This window comes from Mycolicibacter engbaekii, assembly GCF_002101585.1.
Classification (GTDB): domain Bacteria; phylum Actinomycetota; class Actinomycetes; order Mycobacteriales; family Mycobacteriaceae; genus Mycobacterium; species Mycobacterium engbaekii.
Genome location: NZ_LQOT01000057.1, coordinates 31,575 through 50,283, shown reverse-complemented (window position 1 = coordinate 50,283; position 18,709 = coordinate 31,575). Strand labels below are relative to the sequence as shown.

Below are 18,709 nucleotides of genomic sequence, written 5' to 3'. Positions count from 1 at the left end.
TAGGGCGGCTATGACGGTGGTTTCGCGGCCCGTGGCGGCGTCGAGCGAAGGCGGCTGGCGTCGGTAGGCGTCGATGATGACGACGAGGTCGCGGTGCTTGTAGACGGTCTTGCGTTCTACGCCGGCGCGGGCAGCGACGGTGGATATGTTGATGATGGCGTTGGTCTTGCGTAGGTGTTTGATGGCCCGTTCGATATCCCGGCGCTTGGTCTGGGAGATGTTCTTGCGGTAGTCGGCCAGGGCGCGGCGGGCGTTATCCGAAGGGGGAGGGGGCGTTGCCTCATCCGGGTGCGTTGGGGTCGGCTTTGCGCAGAACCGATTCGTGGCTGCCGCGGGTCTTGACCTTCAACAGCGGCAACCGGTTTGAGGCACCAGCACCGCCCACACTGGCTCCGTTCGCGAGGCCCTCGGTGTCGGTGTGCAGACGCTCGATGATGGCGTCCAGAGAGGCGATCTCCCGGCGCCGTTCGTGGATCCACACGTTGTCGTCGGTGAGTTCCCGCCCGCTGCGTCGCCGGTACTGTTCGCGGCGGACCTCGATCAAGGTGACGGTCTTGGCGCGCTGCGCGATCAATTCGTCGAGATGAGTGGCGTCGGTGGCGAAATGCCCGCACGACAGACAAGCATTTCCTTTGTCACAGCTCTTCAGCGGAGGAAGCAGGCACACGCCGTTGGGAAGTACCCGATCCGTGCGGGCCGCCAGTTGAGTCATGTCATAAATATCGGATGGACTGATTGCGATATCGGTGCCGTGTGCGCCGACCTTCTTGTGCCGCAGGAATTCCGACTCAGCTGTTGCAGCAAGCGTCGCAGCGTAGCGCAGGGTCATCTCAGGGGATGCGTGCCCAATGTATCGCTGTACCACGTGAATAGGAACGCCGTCGTTTAGCAACTCGGTGGCCCGGGTATGGCGCAGCCGATGGGTCTGGCTGAACCGCAGCGGACGCCCGGCCGAGTCGGCCAGGCCGTGAACCTTGTCGAGTTTGTTCAGTGCCACACCGTAGGACTGGTAGGTGCGGGCCCGGTGGCCCTGATGCTGGTGGCGCAGTCCGAGGAACAGGTACTTCGGGCTCAGCCCAGGGTAGCGGCGGCGAACCCACTGTTGCTGTTCGGTGATCACGTTGACCACCGCCTTCTCAACCAGGATCGACGGCAGTACCCCGTCGACCTTGGTCTGCTGGTAGCGCAACTTGGAGACGAATGCGTCGGGGTCATCGGAATCTGTGGGGCGTTCCTGGCCGGGAATAGCGGTCAGAGGGTCGAAATCGAGCATCAGGATCTCCGAGGCTCGGCGTCCGGTCAGCGCCTGCAGCAGCCAGACTCGCGCGGCTTGCGGGTCTCCGAGGCCGGCGACAACCGAGATCGTTGCATCGGGGTGAGTGATGGCCACCGGCATACCTCGATCGGCCGCCAGCACATCGAGGTAGCACAACATCTGCTGCAATTCCGAAGTGGAGAACCACGTCAGTTCCCGCTGCCGGTTGGCGCGGCGGGTTCGAAACGCCGCACCCCACAGACGCGTGTAGGTGTCGGTGATCTGAGCCCACCGGGGTCGCCGGTCGCCGCAGCGGCTTCCTCGGCGTGATCAACCATGAAGGCGTAGAACACCTGGGCCTGCGACTGGGTCGAGTCCACCGCGGATGCTGACAACGGCCGGTCTGGTTTGAACTGTGCGGATGGGGATTTCAGGTAGTTAGAAAACTCGGTGAACAACAACCGCAGGGCGGCGCGGTCATCGGCCAACAGTGGGGTGCTGATGTTGCGGGCGGCCAAGAACGGGCCGAGGTGCCTGGCCATGTTGCGAGCACGATCGGCTACCGATGACCAGCGCAGCAATTTCGCGGTTATGGAGGTGCGCAGCCAGAACCGCACGCCCTCACGCAGCCACGGCGGGTGGATCGCGGCAAGTTTGACGACTTTGTCATGGCTGGGTTCATGTTCGCGCTGTGGGATGCGGGGATCAGCCCGTAGATCCCAGATGTCATGGGCCCACCACGGGGCATCGGTGCAGCGCACCGATACATAAAGATGCAGGTGCTCGATCAAGCCAACGACCTGGCGCCGAGCCCCCGCGGAGGGCAGGCGGGCGTTGCGGCGCTCAAAGCGCACCACGGCGTGACGTACGACATCCTCGGCCGCGAGGTCTGCAATGCCGACTAGAGGCCGGTGATACCGCTGCTGGTGCTCGGCGGCGGCGTCGGTCAGGGCGACGGCCGTCCACTTCAGCAGGAACGGCTCGATCTTGCGGATTCCTTCGTGACCGCACAACCACACCCACCACGCCATTTCTTGGCGAAAGCGTTCTGGGACATCGGCGGGGGTGAAGTCGTGGCCGTCGGGGTTGTTCAGGTAGCGCCGGTTGCGCACGAATACGGCGTCGAACGGTGCAGCGTCGATGCGGTAGTGCAAAGTTCGCCACGATTCAGGGACCTGCTGCCATTGCCGATCCCACACGGTGGCCGCCGCCGATCCTGCAGAATCGACGTGACTGTTATGGGGTTGAGTCATGGCTCACCTTCCAGCCGGCGACGAAGCTGTTCCACTGCGCGACCGTGCGCATCTCGGCGTCGGCGGTCACCCACCCGTAGATCGACAGCGTGGTCTGCACATCGGCATGGCCGAGACGGCGCATGACCACGTGTTCAGGCACCCCAGACAACAGCAGAGCGGTGGCGTGGGTGTGCCGCAGCCAGTGAGGAGTCCAATCCTGCGGCAACACATCAGCATGGGCGGCCGTGAGGGCGTCCACCTTGTCGTAGACGGTTTCCGGGCGCAACGGTGCATAGCGCTGGCCGCGCGCCAGATTGACGAACACGAAGTGCGACGCCAGGTCGGCAACCGCGACGTCGGCGGCCCACCCGATCAGCTGCCACACGTACTCGCTGTAGAGGGCTACCAGATCATCGCCGATGTAGATCCGGCGTGCACCGGACTTGGCTCGTACCCCATGGGGGTGATCGTCGCGGCCGGCCACCAGAATCGACGGAGTCTCACCCCCGGTGATATGGAAATCATTGTGGCGCAATGATAACGCTTCACCTATCCGCATTCCCGTCTCGGCCAGGACGGCGAAGAACAACCGGTCACGCAAACCCGCCTCGCTGCCGGTCCACTCACCCGACGGCGACTGCACACTGCAGCCATCCAGGATGGTGTTGACTTGATCGGGCAACAACACCGGCGTCTCGCTGCGATTGGGTGCACGCCGGCGGTGCACAGGCACCTCCTGATCACGTCGCGGTCCGACACCAGCCAGGGTGGGTGCGAACTGTATTTGAAGGACGCGATTCCCGCATACTGCCGGAGCCGCATGCGAAGATGACGCGGTGGTGCTCGAATAGCTCTGACGGTTCAGCCGAGAGGGCCAACTTGTTCGTTTCCCTCGACGAATACGCCGACCGCGTCGGAGGTGTTCGGGGTCTTCTCGCTGTAGTACATCGTGACGGCTTCGCCCAAACCGCTTGCGTCATAGAAGTACTTGTCGCCGGCCGCATTTACCACGACACATTGCATTGTTCAGACCCCCGGATTTGGCTTCCTGGTGGCAGTGTAGACAACCGCGCCGGATTGGGCGTGCCGTCAGCTTTCGGCCGGAACACAGCCGCCAAATCACGCGAAGCTGATGGCACGCGCCGAAGCGACGGCATCGAGCACTTCATGCGACCGCCCCCGACGAATGAGATCCGCCGGCCGACGGTCACCCAGTTCTGGGTTCAGCCCAACCAGCCAACGCTGAGCGGCCTCGATCGGAAAAAGCCGCAACAGGCTCGCCATGACGGCCTCCAAGAGATCCACCCGCGATGCGTTCGCCTCGTCGATCCCGTCGCCACGTCGCCACCTGACGAGTTGGGCTGGATCGACATCAAGCAGATAAGCCAGGCGCTCCGGTCCTAAGTCATGGATCAGTGCGGTAACCTTCTGCTCCGTCGGCACGGGCACGATCCCAAGTTACCGCTCGCGCCGGAGGAGAGCGACCGACCCGACAGCTCCCCTGTCCAGGCGCTGGCCGATCGCACCGGTGGTTTCACTGCCCTAAGGCCGTGCCCTAAACAAAGGTGCCTCGGAGTTGAACCCAAAGGGTATGGGTGCCATCGGCCTCGGCGCTGACCTGTGTCGAGAATCCCGCCACCACGCTTCGCTGCTGCTCGAGATCGCCAACGACGTCGAGCCTTCCGATACGACTTGCGTACGCCGAGGCGGCTTTCAACGCGGACAACAGCCGAAAGTGATGGTAGGCGACCTGGCCGGCGAGGACCGCACGCTTCCGGGAGATTTCGACGACATCCGTGCGTTTTCGCGTGTCGGTGTCCAAGCACCGAGCGCCCTCCGTGCGCGCTGGCCAATCGACGGTTTCAGCTGCCCTGCAATCACTCGGTTCCATCAGTTCACCCACCCTCGACCGGCGAAAGCGCGGAATGCGAGGCTTGCGAGCCAACAACACACGGTTGATCGGGCGGCTCTGGCGGTGCGATCGTCCATAGGACGACATTGCGGTGATTGTGCCCGCCGTCGTCTTCTACTTCCCAACCAAGGGCACGAAGGGCTGGTGCGTGCCGACGCAGGACGGACGTGACGTCGCGGCCGGATCGCGGCCAGTCTTTGGGGCGTCGCCACTGTTCACCTGGTGGCGTGGTGTCGGACAAGATTTCAGCGCCGGACATTCCGTTCAGCCGAGATGAGCGACGACGCAGGTACTCGATGAAGGAGTTCGAGGAGACACTGTCCTCGGAGAGCTGGTCGGACCGCAGCAAGTATCGGCCCAGGCCCTGGGTGCCCAGCGTGGTATCGACCGCAGCAAGGACACGAGCGAAATCGGCCATCCGCGGATTCGATTCCAGCTCGATGGAACCCAGCTTCCAATGCACGGAGGCCGCCAGATCGAGTAGTCCACCCCAGATCGCTGGACGAGCTGTGTGCCACTCAGCGGCCAGCTGGGACTCGGGACGGCGCCGCCTCGGGTTGATCCGCTTCAGATCCACCACTGCCAGGCGTTCGGCCAAATCTGGCCGGATGGCCCCGACATCGATCCCGTTGAGAATCACGCAGCGCCTGAAACGAACTATCGCCAAACCGGCGTCGGTATAGAGAGCGCGCTTGACGTTGCCGTCCCCGGTAGCAGCTCGGCAGATCGAGTCGGAAAGCCAGTGTGGAATCGCCGACAAATTGTCCAGCGCCACAACCCATGACCCAGATGCTGCGGTCACCCATGAATCGGGGTCGCGCGGTGCTTGGCGCACAGGTACCGGTGACGGATCGATCAGATCGACGAGCAGCCGGCTGGTCGTACTTTTCGCGCTTCCCTGCTCCCCGAACAAGCCCAGAACAGGGTGAGGAACGTCGTACTGGACGAGCGCCGCAACCAGTGCCGCGAGCAGTACCGGCTGGTCCTCGTCGGTTACGTTGACGAACCGCCAGAGATCAGCGACGTTCCCGCCCCGGGGAGGGAGCGGCATTTCGTCGGTCAACCTCGTCCGTAGGAATCTCACCGGGGCTGTGTCCGTAACAGTCCAGTGGCCGTTCGCGATGTGGATGACCTTCCCGTCGGTGCGGCCCATGTCGAGATAGATGCTGCCTTGATGCTCGGCGACGCGTAGGTGTAGCCGTTCAGTCGGCAGCGTGGAAGCAACTCCCTCGAGGATTAAAGCTGCGTCTGTAAGTGCCTGTGCGCCAGCAACTTTGCGTGTATTCGCAAAGTACTCGGCGGCAAGGCTGGCTCGAAGGCCGTTCCGGCCTCCTCTGAGCAGCATCGCAATATGCGGCTGGGTCCGGGCTGCGCCAAACGGCTCGCCGTCATCGGTAGATCCCAGGATGTAGCGGTCTTGTGCCATGTCGACCAGTTGAGCGGCAATGGAACGCTTTTCAGTTGACTCACGATCATCAGGCGAGGCCATCAGATCGTTATTCCATTGTTGAGAGTGAACGCATGAGTTATCGTCATCGGTGGAACTCCATTCGTACGATTCGGTGGATTCTGATGAGTGGCCTCGGATGGACCCCGGGGTCACTCACTTTTTGAAGGGCTCACGCCGCATCGCCGCCGCCGCGGCGAGTTGCAGCCTCCTGCTCGCGAATCCAGCGCAGAACCTCATCGCGGCGGTAGACAACGCGCCTGCCGAGAGTGAAGCTGGCCGGCCCGATGTCCGCATGGCGCCAATATCGAAGTGTCCCCACCGGCACACCTGTCAACGCGGACACCTGACGAGTGTCTACAAGCTCCATTGACATACTCCTAACGAATCATGCTGATTCAACATGATCAATTTTGTCACGATCGAGTCGCGCCCGTCAAGGATCTTCGGGCTGTTCAAACATAAAATATCGATGTGATGCGATTTTCACATGATATGCTGTTTTCTATGCATGATGAGTTGTTTCCGGACTTGGTCCGTGACGAGGACTTCGCGGCCTCAATCGGAGGGCGGTTGCGGAGAGAGAGGGAGAGTAGGAAGCTGAGTCAGCGGAAGCTGGCCGAAGAGCTGGTGAGGTTTGGCGTCAAGCTCGACCCCTCGGCGATCGCGCGAATCGAAAGCGGCGTTCGGGAGGTCAAGTTCCGCGAGGTCGCTGCGATGGCCCGTGCCATGCACATGGTCGTCGACGATCTCGTGCCGTCGAATCGTGAGGGTGAGCCGTTTGAGAGGTTTGACCGTACGTGTGCCGCTGCGATTGAGCATGCGTTCAAAGCCAGGCAGCACCTTGCAGAGATGGCTCAATATTTCCGGAGGGCGGCCCAGTTTGTCGAGGTATTCCCGGACATCACGGCCGAAATCGCAGCGCAAACCGGCGAGGATCGCGGTAGCACCCCGGAGGGCTTCTTGGCGAGCTACACCAAAGACTTCCCGGAGATTGAGCCAGACGCCGTCTTGGATGTGGACGTCACCACGCGAGACCTGCTGAACAAGATCGCGCTCGCTGCCGTTCAAGGCATTGTCGAGCGCAAGGCGGAATACGACCCAGAGACGCAATCGATGCGCAGCTGTTGAGGGCAGTTGGGGGTGGGCGAGCCTCCCGTGCGCCGCGCGTCGCAAAGCGGATCATTACCACGGATTTCTGCGGTACTTTTGAGCCGTGATCACCCGGAACGAAAGAGCGGGGATTGATGACCGCTGGCACAAGCGCGTCAAGGAATCGGACGGCACCATGCGCACGGAGCGGTCCGCGGTATACGGCAAGGTTTCGCGATGGCGTGTCAGATGGGTCGACAGCTCGGGCACTGAACGCACCAAGAGTTTTCAGCGCAAGCCGGATGCGCAGGCATACCTCAACGGGCTGACCGCTGACCTTCAGCGTGGTGAGTATGTCGATCCGCGTAAGGGTGCGGAGACGTTCGGATCGGTGGCCGAGCAGTGGTTCGCCACCAAACAGCACCGTAAGCCGAAAACTGTTGCAGGGTACCGCTCGTTGCTCGACACCGTGGTGTTGCCGAAGTGGGAAAGTGTTCCGCTCAAACGGCTCGACTACGAGTCCTATTCAACGTGGCTGGGGACGCTGTCGGTCGACGGTGGGCAACGCGGAGCCGGACTGTCGGCAAGTCGGATTACGCAGGCGCATCAGCTAGTGGGTGCTGTCCTCAAATACGCCCAACGCACCGGCCGGGTCGCGAAGAATGTGGCACTCGAGATCAAGCGGGATGAAGATCTTCCCGAACAAGCCGAGCGTGAGCGGCGCTACCTGAGCCATGCCGAGCTGCTGATGCTGGCCAAGGCTGCGGGCCGATTCGAGACGCTAACGTTGGTGCTGGGCTACTGCGGCCTCCGGTTCGGAGAGGCGGTTGCACTGAGGCGCCGGCATGTGGGGGATCGGGTGCTGACGGTGCGTTCGTCCGCAACCGCGGTAACCGGTAAGGGCATCGTGGAGTCGACGACCAAGACGAAGCGCGATCGTCACGTGCCAGTGCCTGAACCTGTCTGGAAGAAACTCAAGGTCGAGTTGCCCGCCGAGCCGAACGCGTTGGTGTTTCCCAGCCGGAAGGGCGGGTTCCTACCGCTCGGTGAGTACCGCTGGGCATTCGACAACGCATGCGAAGACGTCGGTATAGACGGGCTGGTACCTCACGGCCTGAGACACACCACGGCGTCACTGGCGATCAGTGCAGGCGCTAACGTCAAAGTCGTGCAGAGACTCCTAGGGCATGCAACGGCGGCCATGACGCTCGACCGTTATGGGCACCTGCTCAACGACGATTTGAGCGGTGTGGCAGATGCGCTGGGCAAGGCCATCGACAGCACTGCGGTATCACTGCGGTATTCGAAGCGTCAGAGAGGTCCGAAAAGGCCTAAATAGTGCTCTGAGCTGCGAAGCCCCCATAGCCCAATTGGCAGAGGCAGCGGACTTAAAATCCGCACAGTGTCGGTTCGAGTCCGACTGGGGGCACTGTGTTTGTTCTGGTCAGCTCCATCGGAGTGAGCTTGCCGAGGGCACCCAGCCGGTTAGCAATTCCAGTCGCGACCGCATTGTTCAACTCTTACAAGCCCACGTTGCCCAATCCCTACACTCCGAGAATGCGCATGCCCCGAGCAATGGCGAACTTCAACAAGCGGGTCACCAATCCGACGGCTCGCTCGCTCACGCCCTGGCTTCCCTTTCTCGGGACCCTCGAGCATGTCGGGCGGAAATCGGGCAACCGATATTTCACGCCGCTGTTGGTATTCGAGACCGACGACGGCTACGCCATCCTCATCGGCTACGGCCCCCAGACGGACTGGGTCAAGAACGTGCTGGCCGGAGGGCCGACGGTGCTGCACAAGCGTGGACGGGCCATCGCCCTCAGCGACCCGCGGATAGTGGGCAAAGATGAGGCGGCGGGTCTGGTCATCCCGCGTTCTCGGCTGCTCTACCGAGCGTTTCCGTACAACGAGGCGACCCTGCTGCTGACGAAAGTCGGCTCTGCGGGCTGACCTTTGTGCCGCACCGGACGGAATAAGAGGAAGCGGCACCGGGGGCGCCACTCGACCTTGCCCCGGTGCGCGGACGGCTGCGGGGCACTGCGGCGCGCCTCAGCCTCCGTCGCCCGCCTGCGCGGCGAGCGCGTCCCGGACCGGGCCCAGTGCATGGTCGAAGCGCCGATCAGGGTCCAGGTGGCCGTACTCGGCGGCCCCGGCGGGACCGAACACAACGACGATCTTGATCTCCTCGTCGAGCTGGACCCCGACGGTCCCGCGGACCAGGATCAGGTCCCCGGTTGGGGATCCGGGGCGCAGGAACCGGGTCTGCGGTCCCGGCAGCGCCGACACATCAGCCACGAACCGGCGGGTCGGGGCGGCGAGGCCGGCGAGGGCGGCGGCGGCCGGCTCCTCGAACCACGGGGACGAGTTGCGCGAGAGCCAGCCCGGCACCTGCTCGTCGGGGAGCTCGTGGGCGGTCACCCGGCTTCCGGCCGTGCGATGTCGCGCAGGACTTCCTCGGTGGAGCCCAGGAGCCGGAACATGGTCCGAGGCTACTCGAGTCCGGACGTACCTGAGCGCGCTGCCGGCCGGGAGTCCGGCTGGGGGCGTGGGCAGCTACGTCACGTGCGGCATCGGGACCCGGTCGCCCACTTCGCCGTTGGCGTCGCGAAGCGCGGGCGCAGCCAGCCCTTCGCGCAGCAGCCAGCGGGCGAGCTCGAGTGTCTGGGCGATCTCGTCGTCGGTGATGCGCAGGCCGTCGGGCTGCTGCCGCAGCGCGATCACGCCGTTCCAGGCCCCCCACAGATAGTGCGTCAGCCGCAGCGAGTCGACCGGTCGGGCCTCACCGGCGGCAATGGCGTTGTCGATCTGCGCGGCGTAGTTGTGCAGCAGGGCGCCGACCCGGTCGCGGATGCGGGCCTCGGTCTCGTCGTCGCCGGACAGCGGTTCTGCGCCCGGGCTGCGGTAGGCCAGGAACTGGAAGGCGCCGGGATGCTCGAGGTGAAAACGCAGGTAGGCGTCGCCGCCGGCCAGCACCCGCTGCAGCGGGGTCAGCGACGGGTCTTCGCTGCGGGCCATGTAGTCGGTGAACAGCTCCAGCGCGCGGTCGACCAGTTGCAGGTACAGCCCCCGCTTGCCGTTGAAGTGGCCGTAGATGGATCCGACCGAGACGTCGGCGAGCACCGCGATCTCCTCGATGCGGGCGGCGCCGTACCCCGATCGGCTGAACACCAGCTCGGCGGCGTCCAGGATGGCGCCCCGGGTGCGGGCCCGGCGCCGGTCTGCCCGCGCCGCGGCCGGCGGGGCAGAAGACGGAAGGGGGTCCTCAGGCATCGGCCCAGGATAGGCCACCGCCCCAAAATTTAAATGAAATTCAAAAACTGAAAACACTTACAAAATCGGCTGCGAGCTGGCATTCTCCTGCTATGCCTGAGCACACAGACGTGGTTATCGTCGGCAGTCGCTGCGCCGGTTCGGCCGCCGCCGTCGCGCTCGCCCGCCGGGGCCGTGCGGTGATCGCACTCGACAGTGCGGCCTTTCCCTCCGACACGCTGTCCACCCACCTGCTGTTCACCCACCACTGGGCCGAGGTGGAGCGCATCGGCGCCACGGAGCGGGTGCTCGAACTGGGCGCCCCGCTGCACACCCGCGCCGGACTCGGGGCGCCCGGTGTGGAGACCGTCGGCCCGTCGAGCACCTACGAGGGCTTCTCCGCCGGAGCGTGCATCCGCCGTCCCGGATTCGACCTGGCCCTGGTGGAGACCGCCCGCGCCGCCGGAGCCGAGGTCCGCGAGCACGTCCGGGTCACCGATCTGCTGCGCGATCCCAACGGGCGGGTCCACGGGGTGCGGTACAAGCAGCGCAACGGCGTCACCGGGGAGATCACCGCGAAACTGGTCATCGGCGCCGACGGGCGGCGGTCCACCGTCGCGCGCCTGGTCGGTACCCGCGAGCACCACAGCTGGGACAACCAGCGCATGATGGCCTTCGCCTACTTCGAGGACGCCCAGCCCGAGAACCGGCACGTGGCCATGCAGTGGCGCTCCGAGGACGACCTGGTGACCGTCTTCCCCTGCGACGGCGGGCAATTGGTGGCGCTGCAGATGCCCCCGGTGCGCCGCGCCGACGAGTACCGCGCGGACCGCTCGGCGGCCTTCGCGGCGACCATCGAACGCATTCCGCCCTATGCCGAGCGGCTGCGCGGCTGCGCCCAGGTCAGCAACGTCTACGTCTCCTACCACCATCCGTCCTACTTTCGGCACTCCCACGGTCCCGGCTGGGCGCTGGCCGGCGACGCGGGGCACTTCAAAGACCCGGTGACCGCGCAGGGCATCCGCGACGCGCTGCGCTTCGGGCGGCTGCTCGGCGAGGCCGCCGCGCCCTGCCTGGATGATCCCGCCAAGCTCGACGCGGCGCTGGCGCAGTGGGAGCTCGACCGGGACGCGCAATGTCTGGCTATGTATCAGTGGGCGAATTCGCTGGGGCGTGACGACGCCGTCTCGCCGATCGAGTTCGCCGCCTACCGCTGGTTCGCCGCCCGGCCGGACGGATTCACCGAAGTCGCCGATGTCTTCAACCGCATCGCCTCACCGCAGCAGGTGTTCTCGCCGGCCAACGTGGTGCGCTGGACCGCCGCGGCGGCCCGCGACCCGCACGTCGACAACCACGAACTGTGGCGAACGCTGCGCCGCGACCTGCGTCGCGAGGCCGAGCGCATGGTCGAGAAGCGCAAGTTCACCCACCGGCGCGCGGCGTCGGCGCGGCTACCTTTCACCCCCGCCGCATCCGGTGATCGCGACCCGGTTCAGGCCTAGCGACGGCGGCCTCCGATCGGCCGGCCGTGCCGCTCATCGACGGCGCTGGTGCAGGCCAGAGCGCCGCCCGAGCGGCCCCGGCGAACCGTGTACCCGTCCGGCTGAAAAATTGCAAGGGTTATGTGACTAGATCCGCCGAATTGATCGGCCGCAGCGTCTTAATTTCTTATTCAACCCTAATAGCTGCGCCGATCACAAGTTTGCCTTAAGGTGCTAAACACATGCTAGACGGCTATAACAAGAGTTGCTACAGTGCGGGCATCGGCACGTTTCACCGCCCTGACGTGGGGTTTGTGGGATTTCCCTGCGACCTCGCTCACAATAATTACGTCATTTTTCTGTAACTTCGATTTAACCGCTACCATCGACCAGACGCCCTGCCTCGGCAACCCGGTTCGTCCGGATCCGCTGCGACAGCCGCGGGGGTGTGAGCAGTGACGAGACGAACTGAGCGGATACGAACCGTGGTCGATTGGAGCGATGTGGACGACGTGCCGGCATATAGATTGGCCAACTCTGGATCCCGCTTCGCCAATGCCGTGAACCTGGACCGCGGCCCCATCGGCGGCCTCGCCGTCACCCCCGACGGCCGGCGCCTGCTGGCCACCAACTACAGCGACGACACCGTCTCGATCATCGACACCGCCAGCCGCCGCGTCGTGGGCACCGTTGCGCAGGCCGCCGAGGCGTACACGATCGCCGCCGGCCCGGCCGGCAGCGGCTGGGCCTACGTCACCGCCGGTTCCCTCGACCTGGACGCCGTACTGGTGATCGACATCGACACCGCGGAGATCACCGGGTGCTACCCGGTGGCCATGGACATCGGCGACCTGGTCGCCGACCCGACCAGCAGTCGCGTCTACCTGACCCGCACCGGCCCCGCCGGGGTCGACGTGCTGGCGCTTGACGCCGCCCTGCGCCCCGCCGGATCGGTTGGACTGTCCGGGCACCCCGCCGCGGCGCCGGTGGGCCTGCGGATCAGCGCCGACGGCCGGCGGCTCTATGCCGGGCTGCGGGCGCCCAGCGGCGACACCATCACCGTGCTGGACCAGGATCTGCGCGTCGTCGACACCATCCGGGTCGGCGCCAGCATCACCGACTTCGCCGTCAGCCCCGACGGGGCCCGCCTCTACGTGGCGACATCCGGGCCCGACGGGCGCGGCAGCATCCACCTCGTCGACGCCCGCACCCACGCGGTGTGCTCCAGCCGCGCCGCCGACGCCCGACTCATCCAGCTGGTCGCCAGCCGCGACGGCCAGCGGGTGTACCTGGTGACCGAGGACGCCGTGGTGGTGTTGTGTGCCCGCACCAACGAGACGCTTGGCAGGCTGACCGGCATCGCCGAGCCGTCCTGCGTCGCAGAGAGCCCGGACGGCACCCGGCTTTGGGTCGCCGGGTTCGACGGCAAGGTCCGCGCCGCGTCGCTGGCCGACCTGCCGGCACCGTCGGCGTTGCTGCACGAGCAGCTCGAACTCGACGACGCGGTCACCCGGATGCTGCAACTGGAACCCGCGCTGTAACCCACGCCGCATCCGGAATCGCGCCGTGATCGAATAGGCCGATGCGCAGCACCATGCAGCACTGGCCGCTGACGGTCGGTGCCATCTTGCACCACGTCACCACCGTCCACGGCGATCGCACCGTCACCAGCGTGACTGACGGCGGGTACCGCGTCACCACCTATCGCGAGCTGGGCCGGCAGGTGGCCCGGCTGGCCAACGCGCTGCGGCGGGTCGGTGTCACCGGCGACGAGCGGGTGGCCACCTTCATGTGGAACAACACCGAACACCTGGCCGCCTACCTGGCGGTCCCGGCCATGGGCGCCGTGCTGCACACGCTCAACATCCGGCTCTTCGCCGAGCAGATCGTCTTCGTCGCCGACGAAGCGCAAGACCGGGTGATCCTGGTCGATGCGTCCCTGGTGTCGCAGCTGGCGCCGGTGCTGCCGCAGCTGCCCAGTGTCCACACCGTGATCGTCATCGGCGACGGCGACACCGCAGCGCTGGCGGCCTCCGGCAAGACCGTGCTGGACTACCACGCGCTGCTGGCCGCCGAATCCGACGAATTCGACTGGCCGGTGCTCGACGAGAACTCGGCGGCCGCCATGTGCTACACCAGCGGCACCACCGGCAACCCCAAGGGCGTGGTGTACAGCCACCGGTCCAGCTACCTGCACGCCATGGCCGGGTGCACCACCAACAGCACCGCGATCGGCGCGATCGACTGCGTCCTGCCGATCGTGCCGATGTTCCACGCCAACGCCTGGGGGCTGCCGTATTCGGCACTGATGGCCGGCGCGGACCTGGTGATGCCCGACCGGCATCTGGACGCCGAGTCGCTGGTCGCCCTGATCGAGTCGCAGCGGGCCACGGTGGCCGGTGCGGTGCCGACGATCTGGAACGACATCATGCACTTCCTGGAGCGCGAACCCGACCACGACATCTCGTCGCTGCGGATGGTGGCCTGCGGGGGTTCGGCAGTGCCCGTCTCGCTGATGCAGGCCTTCGAGCAGCGCCACGGCGTGCAGATTCGGCAACTGTGGGGCATGACCGAGACCTCGCCGATGTGCACCATGGCGTGGCCGCCGCCGGCCACCCCACCCGAGCAGCACTGGGCGCTACGGGGCACCCAGGGCCGGCCGGTGTGCGGTGTGGAGACCCGCATCGTCGACGACGAGGACCGGGTGCTGCCGCACGACGGCGAGTCGGTCGGCGAACTGGAAGTGCGCGGGGCATGGATCACCGGCGCCTACTACCGCGGCCAGGGTGACGCCAAGTTCGCCTCGGGCTGGCTGCGCACCGGAGACGTGGGCCGTATCGACCCGCAGGGTTTCATCACGCTGACCGACCGGGCCAAGGACGTGATCAAATCCGGCGGCGAGTGGATCTCCTCGGTGGAACTGGAGAACGAACTGATCGCGCACCCCGACGTGGTCGAGGCCGCCGTGGTGGGGGTGCCCGACGAACGCTGGCAGGAGCGGCCACTGGCCGTCGTGGTGCGCCGCGACGGCACCGGGGTCAGTGGTGCCGACTTGCGAAAGTTCCTGACCGACAAAGTCGCTCGGTGGTGGCTGCCGGAGCGCTGGACGTTTGTCGAGGCGATCCCGCGGACCAGCGTCGGCAAGTACGACAAGAAGACCATTCGGGCCCGGTACGCCGAAGACCAATATCAGGTGAGCGAGGTGCGTGACTGATGAGCCTGCGTGTCATTCAATGGGCAACCGGAGGAGTCGGCGTCGCCGCGATCAAGGGCGTGCTCGAGCATCCCGACCTGGAGCTGGTCGGCTGCTGGGTGCACTCGGAGTCCAAGAGCGGCAGGGACGTCGGGGAGATCATCGGCACCGGACCGGTGGGGGTGACGGCCACCGACCGCGTCGACGACGTACTGGCCCTCGATGCCGACGCGGTGATCTACGCGCCGCTGCTGCCCAACCCCGATGAGGTTGCCGCACTGCTGCGTTCGGGAAAGAACGTCGTCACCCCGGTCGGCTGGTTCTACCCGACCGAGAAGGAGGCGGGCCCGCTGGAGGCCGCCGCACGGGAGGGCGACGTGACCCTGCACGGCGCCGGTATCGGGCCCGGCGCCGCCACCGAACTGTTCCCGCTGCTGCTGTCGGTGATGTCCACGGGCGTGACGTTCATTCGCGGCGAGGAGTATTCGGACCTGCGCACCTACGACGCCCCGGACGTGCTGCGGTATGTGATGGGCTTCGGCGGCACCCCCGACCAGGCCCTGAGCGGCCCGATGCAGAAGCTGCTCGACGGCGGGTTCCGCCAGTCGGTGCGGCTGTGCGTGGACCGGCTGGGATTCGCCGCCGACGAGCACATCCGCTCCTCGCAGGAGGTGGCGGTGGCCACCGCACCCATCGATTCGCCGATCGGGACCATCGAAGCCGGCCAGGTCGCCGGCCGCCGGTTCCACTGGGAGGCCACCGTCGGCGACCAGGTGGTGGCCCGGGTCACCGTCAACTGGCTGATGGGCGAAGAGCACCTCGACCCGCCATGGACTTTCGGGCCGGCGGGCGAGCGCTACGAGATGGAGGTGCGGGGCAATCCCGACACCTTCGTCACCGTCAAGGGCTGGCAGCCCGAGACCGTCGAAGCCGGCCTGGTCAGCAATCCGGGCATCGTGGCGACCGCGGCGCACTGCGTCAACGCCATCCCGGCGACCTGCGCGGCCCCGCCCGGCATCGCCGGGTTCTTCGACCTGCCGCCGCTGACCGGCCGAGCCGCACCGCACCTGGCCCGCTGAGCTCATCGTGTGTCGACTATTCGGGCTGCACGCCGGGACCGACGTCGTCACCGCCACGTTCTGGCTGCTCGACGCCCCCGACAATCTCGCCGCGCAGAGCCGGCGCAACCCGGACGGCACCGGCATCGGAGTCTTCGACGCCGACGCCGCACCGCATCTGTACAAGGAGCCGATAGCGGCATGGCAGGACGCCGCATTCTCCACCGAGGCGCACGAGCTGACCGGGACCACGTTCATCGCGCACGTGCGCTACGCCACCACCGGCGAGCTCGACGTCGCCAACACCCACCCGTTTCTGCAGGACGGCCGGATCTTCGCGCACAACGGCGTCCTGCATGGCCTCGAGACGGTCGAGGAGCGGCTTCGCGAACTCGGCACGGCGGATCTGGTTGCGGGACAAACCGATTCCGAGCGGGTCTTCGCGCTGATCACCGGCTACGTCCGCGCCCATGACGGCGACATCGGAGCGGGCCTGCGCGAGGCGGTCGGCTGGCTGGGGGCCAACGTGCCCATCTATGCGCTCAACATCCTGCTGAGCACGGCCACGCAGATGTGGGCGCTGCGCTACCCCGAGACCCATGAGCTGTACCTGCTGGACCGCCGCGAGCCGGCCGCACCGGCCGAACTGGACCTGCAGACCCACCGCATCCGGGCGCACTCCGAGCAGCTGCGCGGCCGCCCGGCGGTCGTCTTCGCCAGCGAGCCCATGGACGCCGACCCCCGCTGGCGGCTGATCGATCCCGGCGAGCTGATCCATGTCGATGCGGACCTGACCATCACCGCCGAGCTGGCCTTCCCCGATCCGCCCGCCCGGCAACTACGCCGGAAAGATCTGACTGTTGTCGCCGAGGAGGCCCAACACCCTTGGAAAACTGGGAAATGACCAACAAGCGTGCCCTGGTACTGGGCGGTGGGGGGCTGGCGGGCATCGCCTGGGAGACGGGTGTGCTGTGCGGCATCGCCGACGAGTCACCCGCCGCGGCCCGGGCCCTGCTGGAATCGGCGGTGCTGGTGGGCACCTCGGCCGGATCGGCGGTGGCCGCCCAGCTCGGCAGCGGGATGGCGCTGGAGGACCTGTTCGCCCGCCAACTGGCGCCCACCACCTCCGAGATCGATCCCGGCGTCGAGACCGACGCGCTGACCGAGCTGTTCATGGCGGCGATCACCGAACCCAACACCACCACCGAGCAGAAGCTGCAGGGCATCGGTGCGGTGGCCCTGGCGGCGCAGACCGTCGCCGCACCGGTGCGCCGGGCCATCATCGCCGACCGTCTGCCGTCACACCAGTGGCCGCAACGGGCGCTGCGGATCACCGCGATCGACATCGACACCGGGACGCTGACCGTCTTCGACCGTGACTCCGGGGTGGACCTCGTCGACGCGGTGGCGGCCAGTTGCGCGGTGCCGGGTGCCTGGCCCCCGGTGGTGCTCGGGACGCGCCGCTACATGGACGGCGGCGTGCGCAGCACGATCAACCTGGACGTGGCCGCCGACTGCGACGAAGCGGTGCTGCTGGTCCCGGCAGGCGGCGGCGTGGGCGCCGAGATCGCGGCGTTCGCCGGTCGCGTCTGCGCGGTGTTGGCCGACGACACCGCGGCGCGCGCCTTCGGCAACCCGCTCGATCCGGCGTGCCGGGCGCCCTCCGCGCAGGCCGGGCGTGAACAAGGCCGCCGCCAGGCCCAGGCCGTCGCCGAGTTCCTGGAGATTTAAAACGATTTCGTGCCGTCAAGCGCACCGGCCGCCAGTTGCCGGCCCACCTCGATCAGCTCGGCGGCGCGATGGAAGTCCAAGCTGCGGCAGGTCGTGCGGGGTACCTCGATGAGCAGGTCGGGCGGATGCGACGCCAGCTGATGCCGGGCCAGCGCGGCCTGGGCGATATCGATGGTCCGGTTCATCACCTCGAAGCTGCCGAGTTTGGGCACCTCGGTGCCGGCGTCCTCGCCGTCGTCGGGTTCGGCCTCGCCGCTGCTGAACCGGTCCAGCACCGCCCGTGCGGTCGGCCGGTCCAGCAAAGACCGCACCCCGGTGGTGTCCAGCAGCGCAGACGTGCTGCGCAGCACCCGCGTCAACCGGCCGGCGGGCGCGCCGCGCTCGGTCTCTTCGGCGGTCGGGGCGGCGACGGCCGGATCGCCCCCGCTGAGGCTCACCGCCAGCGTCAGATCGGCATTGACGGCGCTCAGCGGGGCGATCGGCAGCGGATCGAGGATGCCGCCGTCGGCCAGCAGGCGCCCGTCGACCACGTGCGGTGCTATCACCCCGGGGATCGCGATCGAGGCCCGGATGGCGGTGGCGACCGGGCCGCGCTGCAACCAGACGGATCGGCCGGTGATCAGATCGGTGGCCACCGCGGTATACGGAATCGGCAGGTCTTCGATCGCGATGTCGCCCAGGATGTCGCGGACCACCTCGAGAAACTTGCCGGCGCGCAGCACTCCCGCGGCGGTGAACGACGGATCCAGCAGGCGCAGCACCGCGCCCTGGGTCAGGGACGTGGCCCATTCGGTGAACTCGTCGAGGTGACCGGCTGCCTGCACGGCGCCCACCAGCGCGCCCATCGAGGACCCGGCGATGCCGATGATGTCGTAGCCGCGCTCCTGCAGCTCGGCGATCACCCCGATGTGGGCGTATCCGCGTGCGCCGCCGCTGCCCAGCACCAGAGCCACCCGGGGAGCTCGGCCCGCCCGGGAGTCCGCAGCAGGGGTCATGTGCACCATTCTGCGGGCAAAGCCGCCTCCGCGCTTTGCCTCAGTGCGATTGCAACCC

At 66.5% G+C, this 18,709-nt stretch carries 16 protein-coding genes, 1 tRNA gene and 2 pseudogenes; 10 read left to right on the top strand and 9 right to left on the bottom strand.

The window, feature by feature from the left end; genetic code table 11:
• Window positions 1-280 precede the first annotated feature (280 nt).
• The 6 genes and pseudogenes from AWC02_RS15320 to AWC02_RS15295 form a co-directional block, all read right to left on the bottom strand.
• Window positions 281-2,508 (bottom strand): annotated as a pseudogene (locus tag AWC02_RS15320) (tyrosine-type recombinase/integrase).
• Window positions 2,492-3,268: pseudogene (locus AWC02_RS15315) on the bottom strand (tyrosine-type recombinase/integrase); the annotation flags it as partial. The pseudogenes AWC02_RS15315 and AWC02_RS15320, both read right to left, overlap by 17 nt.
• Window positions 3,269-3,609: 341 nt before the next feature.
• Window positions 3,610-3,939, bottom strand: coding sequence for a hypothetical protein (locus AWC02_RS15310; protein WP_085129599.1), 330 nt, complete (start codon window positions 3,937-3,939; stop codon window positions 3,610-3,612).
• Window positions 3,940-4,045: 106 nt separating this feature from the next.
• Entirely contained in the window at window positions 4,046-4,312 is a 267-nt protein-coding gene (locus AWC02_RS15305; RefSeq protein WP_085129598.1) for a hypothetical protein, read from the bottom strand.
• A 73-nt stretch (window positions 4,313-4,385) separates the two neighbouring features.
• Complete coding sequence (locus tag AWC02_RS15300) at window positions 4,386-5,891, bottom strand: ATP-binding protein (protein ID WP_207568063.1); 1,506 nt, start codon at window positions 5,889-5,891, stop codon at window positions 4,386-4,388.
• 130 nt (window positions 5,892-6,021) lie between these two features.
• A complete protein-coding gene (locus AWC02_RS15295; RefSeq protein ID WP_085129619.1) occupies window positions 6,022-6,219 on the bottom strand; it encodes a helix-turn-helix transcriptional regulator in 198 nt (65 codons plus the stop codon).
• Between the two features lie 137 nt (window positions 6,220-6,356).
• Between AWC02_RS15295 and AWC02_RS15290 the strand changes: the two genes are divergently transcribed.
• The 4 genes from AWC02_RS15290 (at window position 6,357) to AWC02_RS15275 (ending at window position 8,894) form a co-directional block, all read left to right on the top strand.
• Window positions 6,357-6,980 (top strand): helix-turn-helix domain-containing protein, encoded by a 624-nt coding sequence (locus tag AWC02_RS15290; protein WP_165757917.1) that lies wholly within the window; start codon window positions 6,357-6,359, stop codon window positions 6,978-6,980.
• Between the two features lie 85 nt (window positions 6,981-7,065).
• Entirely contained in the window at window positions 7,066-8,280 is a 1,215-nt protein-coding gene (locus tag AWC02_RS15285) for a tyrosine-type recombinase/integrase (protein ID WP_085129596.1), read from the top strand.
• A gap of 16 nt (window positions 8,281-8,296) precedes the next feature.
• Window positions 8,297-8,370: transfer RNA gene (locus AWC02_RS15280), tRNA-Leu, on the top strand.
• 128 nt (window positions 8,371-8,498) lie between these two features.
• Window positions 8,499-8,894, top strand: coding sequence for a nitroreductase family deazaflavin-dependent oxidoreductase (locus tag AWC02_RS15275; RefSeq protein WP_085129595.1), 396 nt, complete (start codon window positions 8,499-8,501; stop codon window positions 8,892-8,894).
• Between the two features lie 99 nt (window positions 8,895-8,993).
• Here AWC02_RS15275 and AWC02_RS15270 read toward each other — a convergent pair whose 3' ends face one another.
• Entirely contained in the window at window positions 8,994-9,362 is a 369-nt protein-coding gene (locus tag AWC02_RS15270) for a hypothetical protein (protein WP_085129594.1), read from the bottom strand.
• A gap of 135 nt (window positions 9,363-9,497) precedes the next feature.
• Complete coding sequence (locus tag AWC02_RS15265) at window positions 9,498-10,214, bottom strand: TetR/AcrR family transcriptional regulator (RefSeq protein WP_085129593.1); 717 nt, start codon at window positions 10,212-10,214, stop codon at window positions 9,498-9,500.
• Between the two features lie 92 nt (window positions 10,215-10,306).
• Here AWC02_RS15265 and AWC02_RS15260 point away from each other — a divergent pair, with 92 nt between their 5' ends.
• The 6 genes from AWC02_RS15260 to AWC02_RS15235 all read left to right on the top strand — a co-directional run bounded on the left by AWC02_RS15260 (window position 10,307) and on the right by AWC02_RS15235 (window position 17,656).
• Window positions 10,307-11,695 carry an NAD(P)/FAD-dependent oxidoreductase gene (locus AWC02_RS15260; protein WP_085129592.1) on the top strand — a complete coding sequence of 463 codons (1,389 nt, stop codon included), beginning with the start codon at window positions 10,307-10,309 and terminating at the stop codon, window positions 11,693-11,695.
• A gap of 434 nt (window positions 11,696-12,129) precedes the next feature.
• Window positions 12,130-13,215, top strand: a complete 1,086-nt coding sequence (locus AWC02_RS15255) for a YncE family protein (protein WP_237160488.1) — start codon at window positions 12,130-12,132, stop codon at window positions 13,213-13,215.
• Between the two features lie 41 nt (window positions 13,216-13,256).
• Complete coding sequence (locus AWC02_RS15250) at window positions 13,257-14,888, top strand: long-chain fatty acid--CoA ligase (RefSeq protein ID WP_085129590.1); 1,632 nt, start codon at window positions 13,257-13,259, stop codon at window positions 14,886-14,888.
• A complete protein-coding gene (locus AWC02_RS15245; protein WP_085129589.1) occupies window positions 14,888-15,946 on the top strand; it encodes an NAD(P)H-dependent amine dehydrogenase family protein in 1,059 nt (352 codons plus the stop codon). The genes AWC02_RS15250 and AWC02_RS15245 overlap by 1 nt, the downstream gene beginning before the upstream one ends.
• Before the next feature lie 7 nt (window positions 15,947-15,953).
• Window positions 15,954-16,829 (top strand): class II glutamine amidotransferase, encoded by an 876-nt coding sequence (locus AWC02_RS15240; RefSeq protein ID WP_085129588.1) that lies wholly within the window; start codon window positions 15,954-15,956, stop codon window positions 16,827-16,829.
• Window positions 16,826-17,656, top strand: coding sequence for a patatin-like phospholipase family protein (locus tag AWC02_RS15235; protein ID WP_085129587.1), 831 nt, complete (start codon window positions 16,826-16,828; stop codon window positions 17,654-17,656). The genes AWC02_RS15240 and AWC02_RS15235 overlap by 4 nt, the downstream gene beginning before the upstream one ends.
• Here AWC02_RS15235 and AWC02_RS15230 read toward each other — a convergent pair.
• On the bottom strand, window positions 17,653-18,609 hold the full coding sequence (locus AWC02_RS15230) for a patatin-like phospholipase family protein (protein ID WP_085129586.1): 957 nt from the start codon (window positions 18,607-18,609) through the stop codon (window positions 17,653-17,655). The two genes, AWC02_RS15235 and AWC02_RS15230, sit on opposite strands and share 4 nt — an antisense overlap.
• Window positions 18,610-18,709 lie beyond the last annotated feature (100 nt).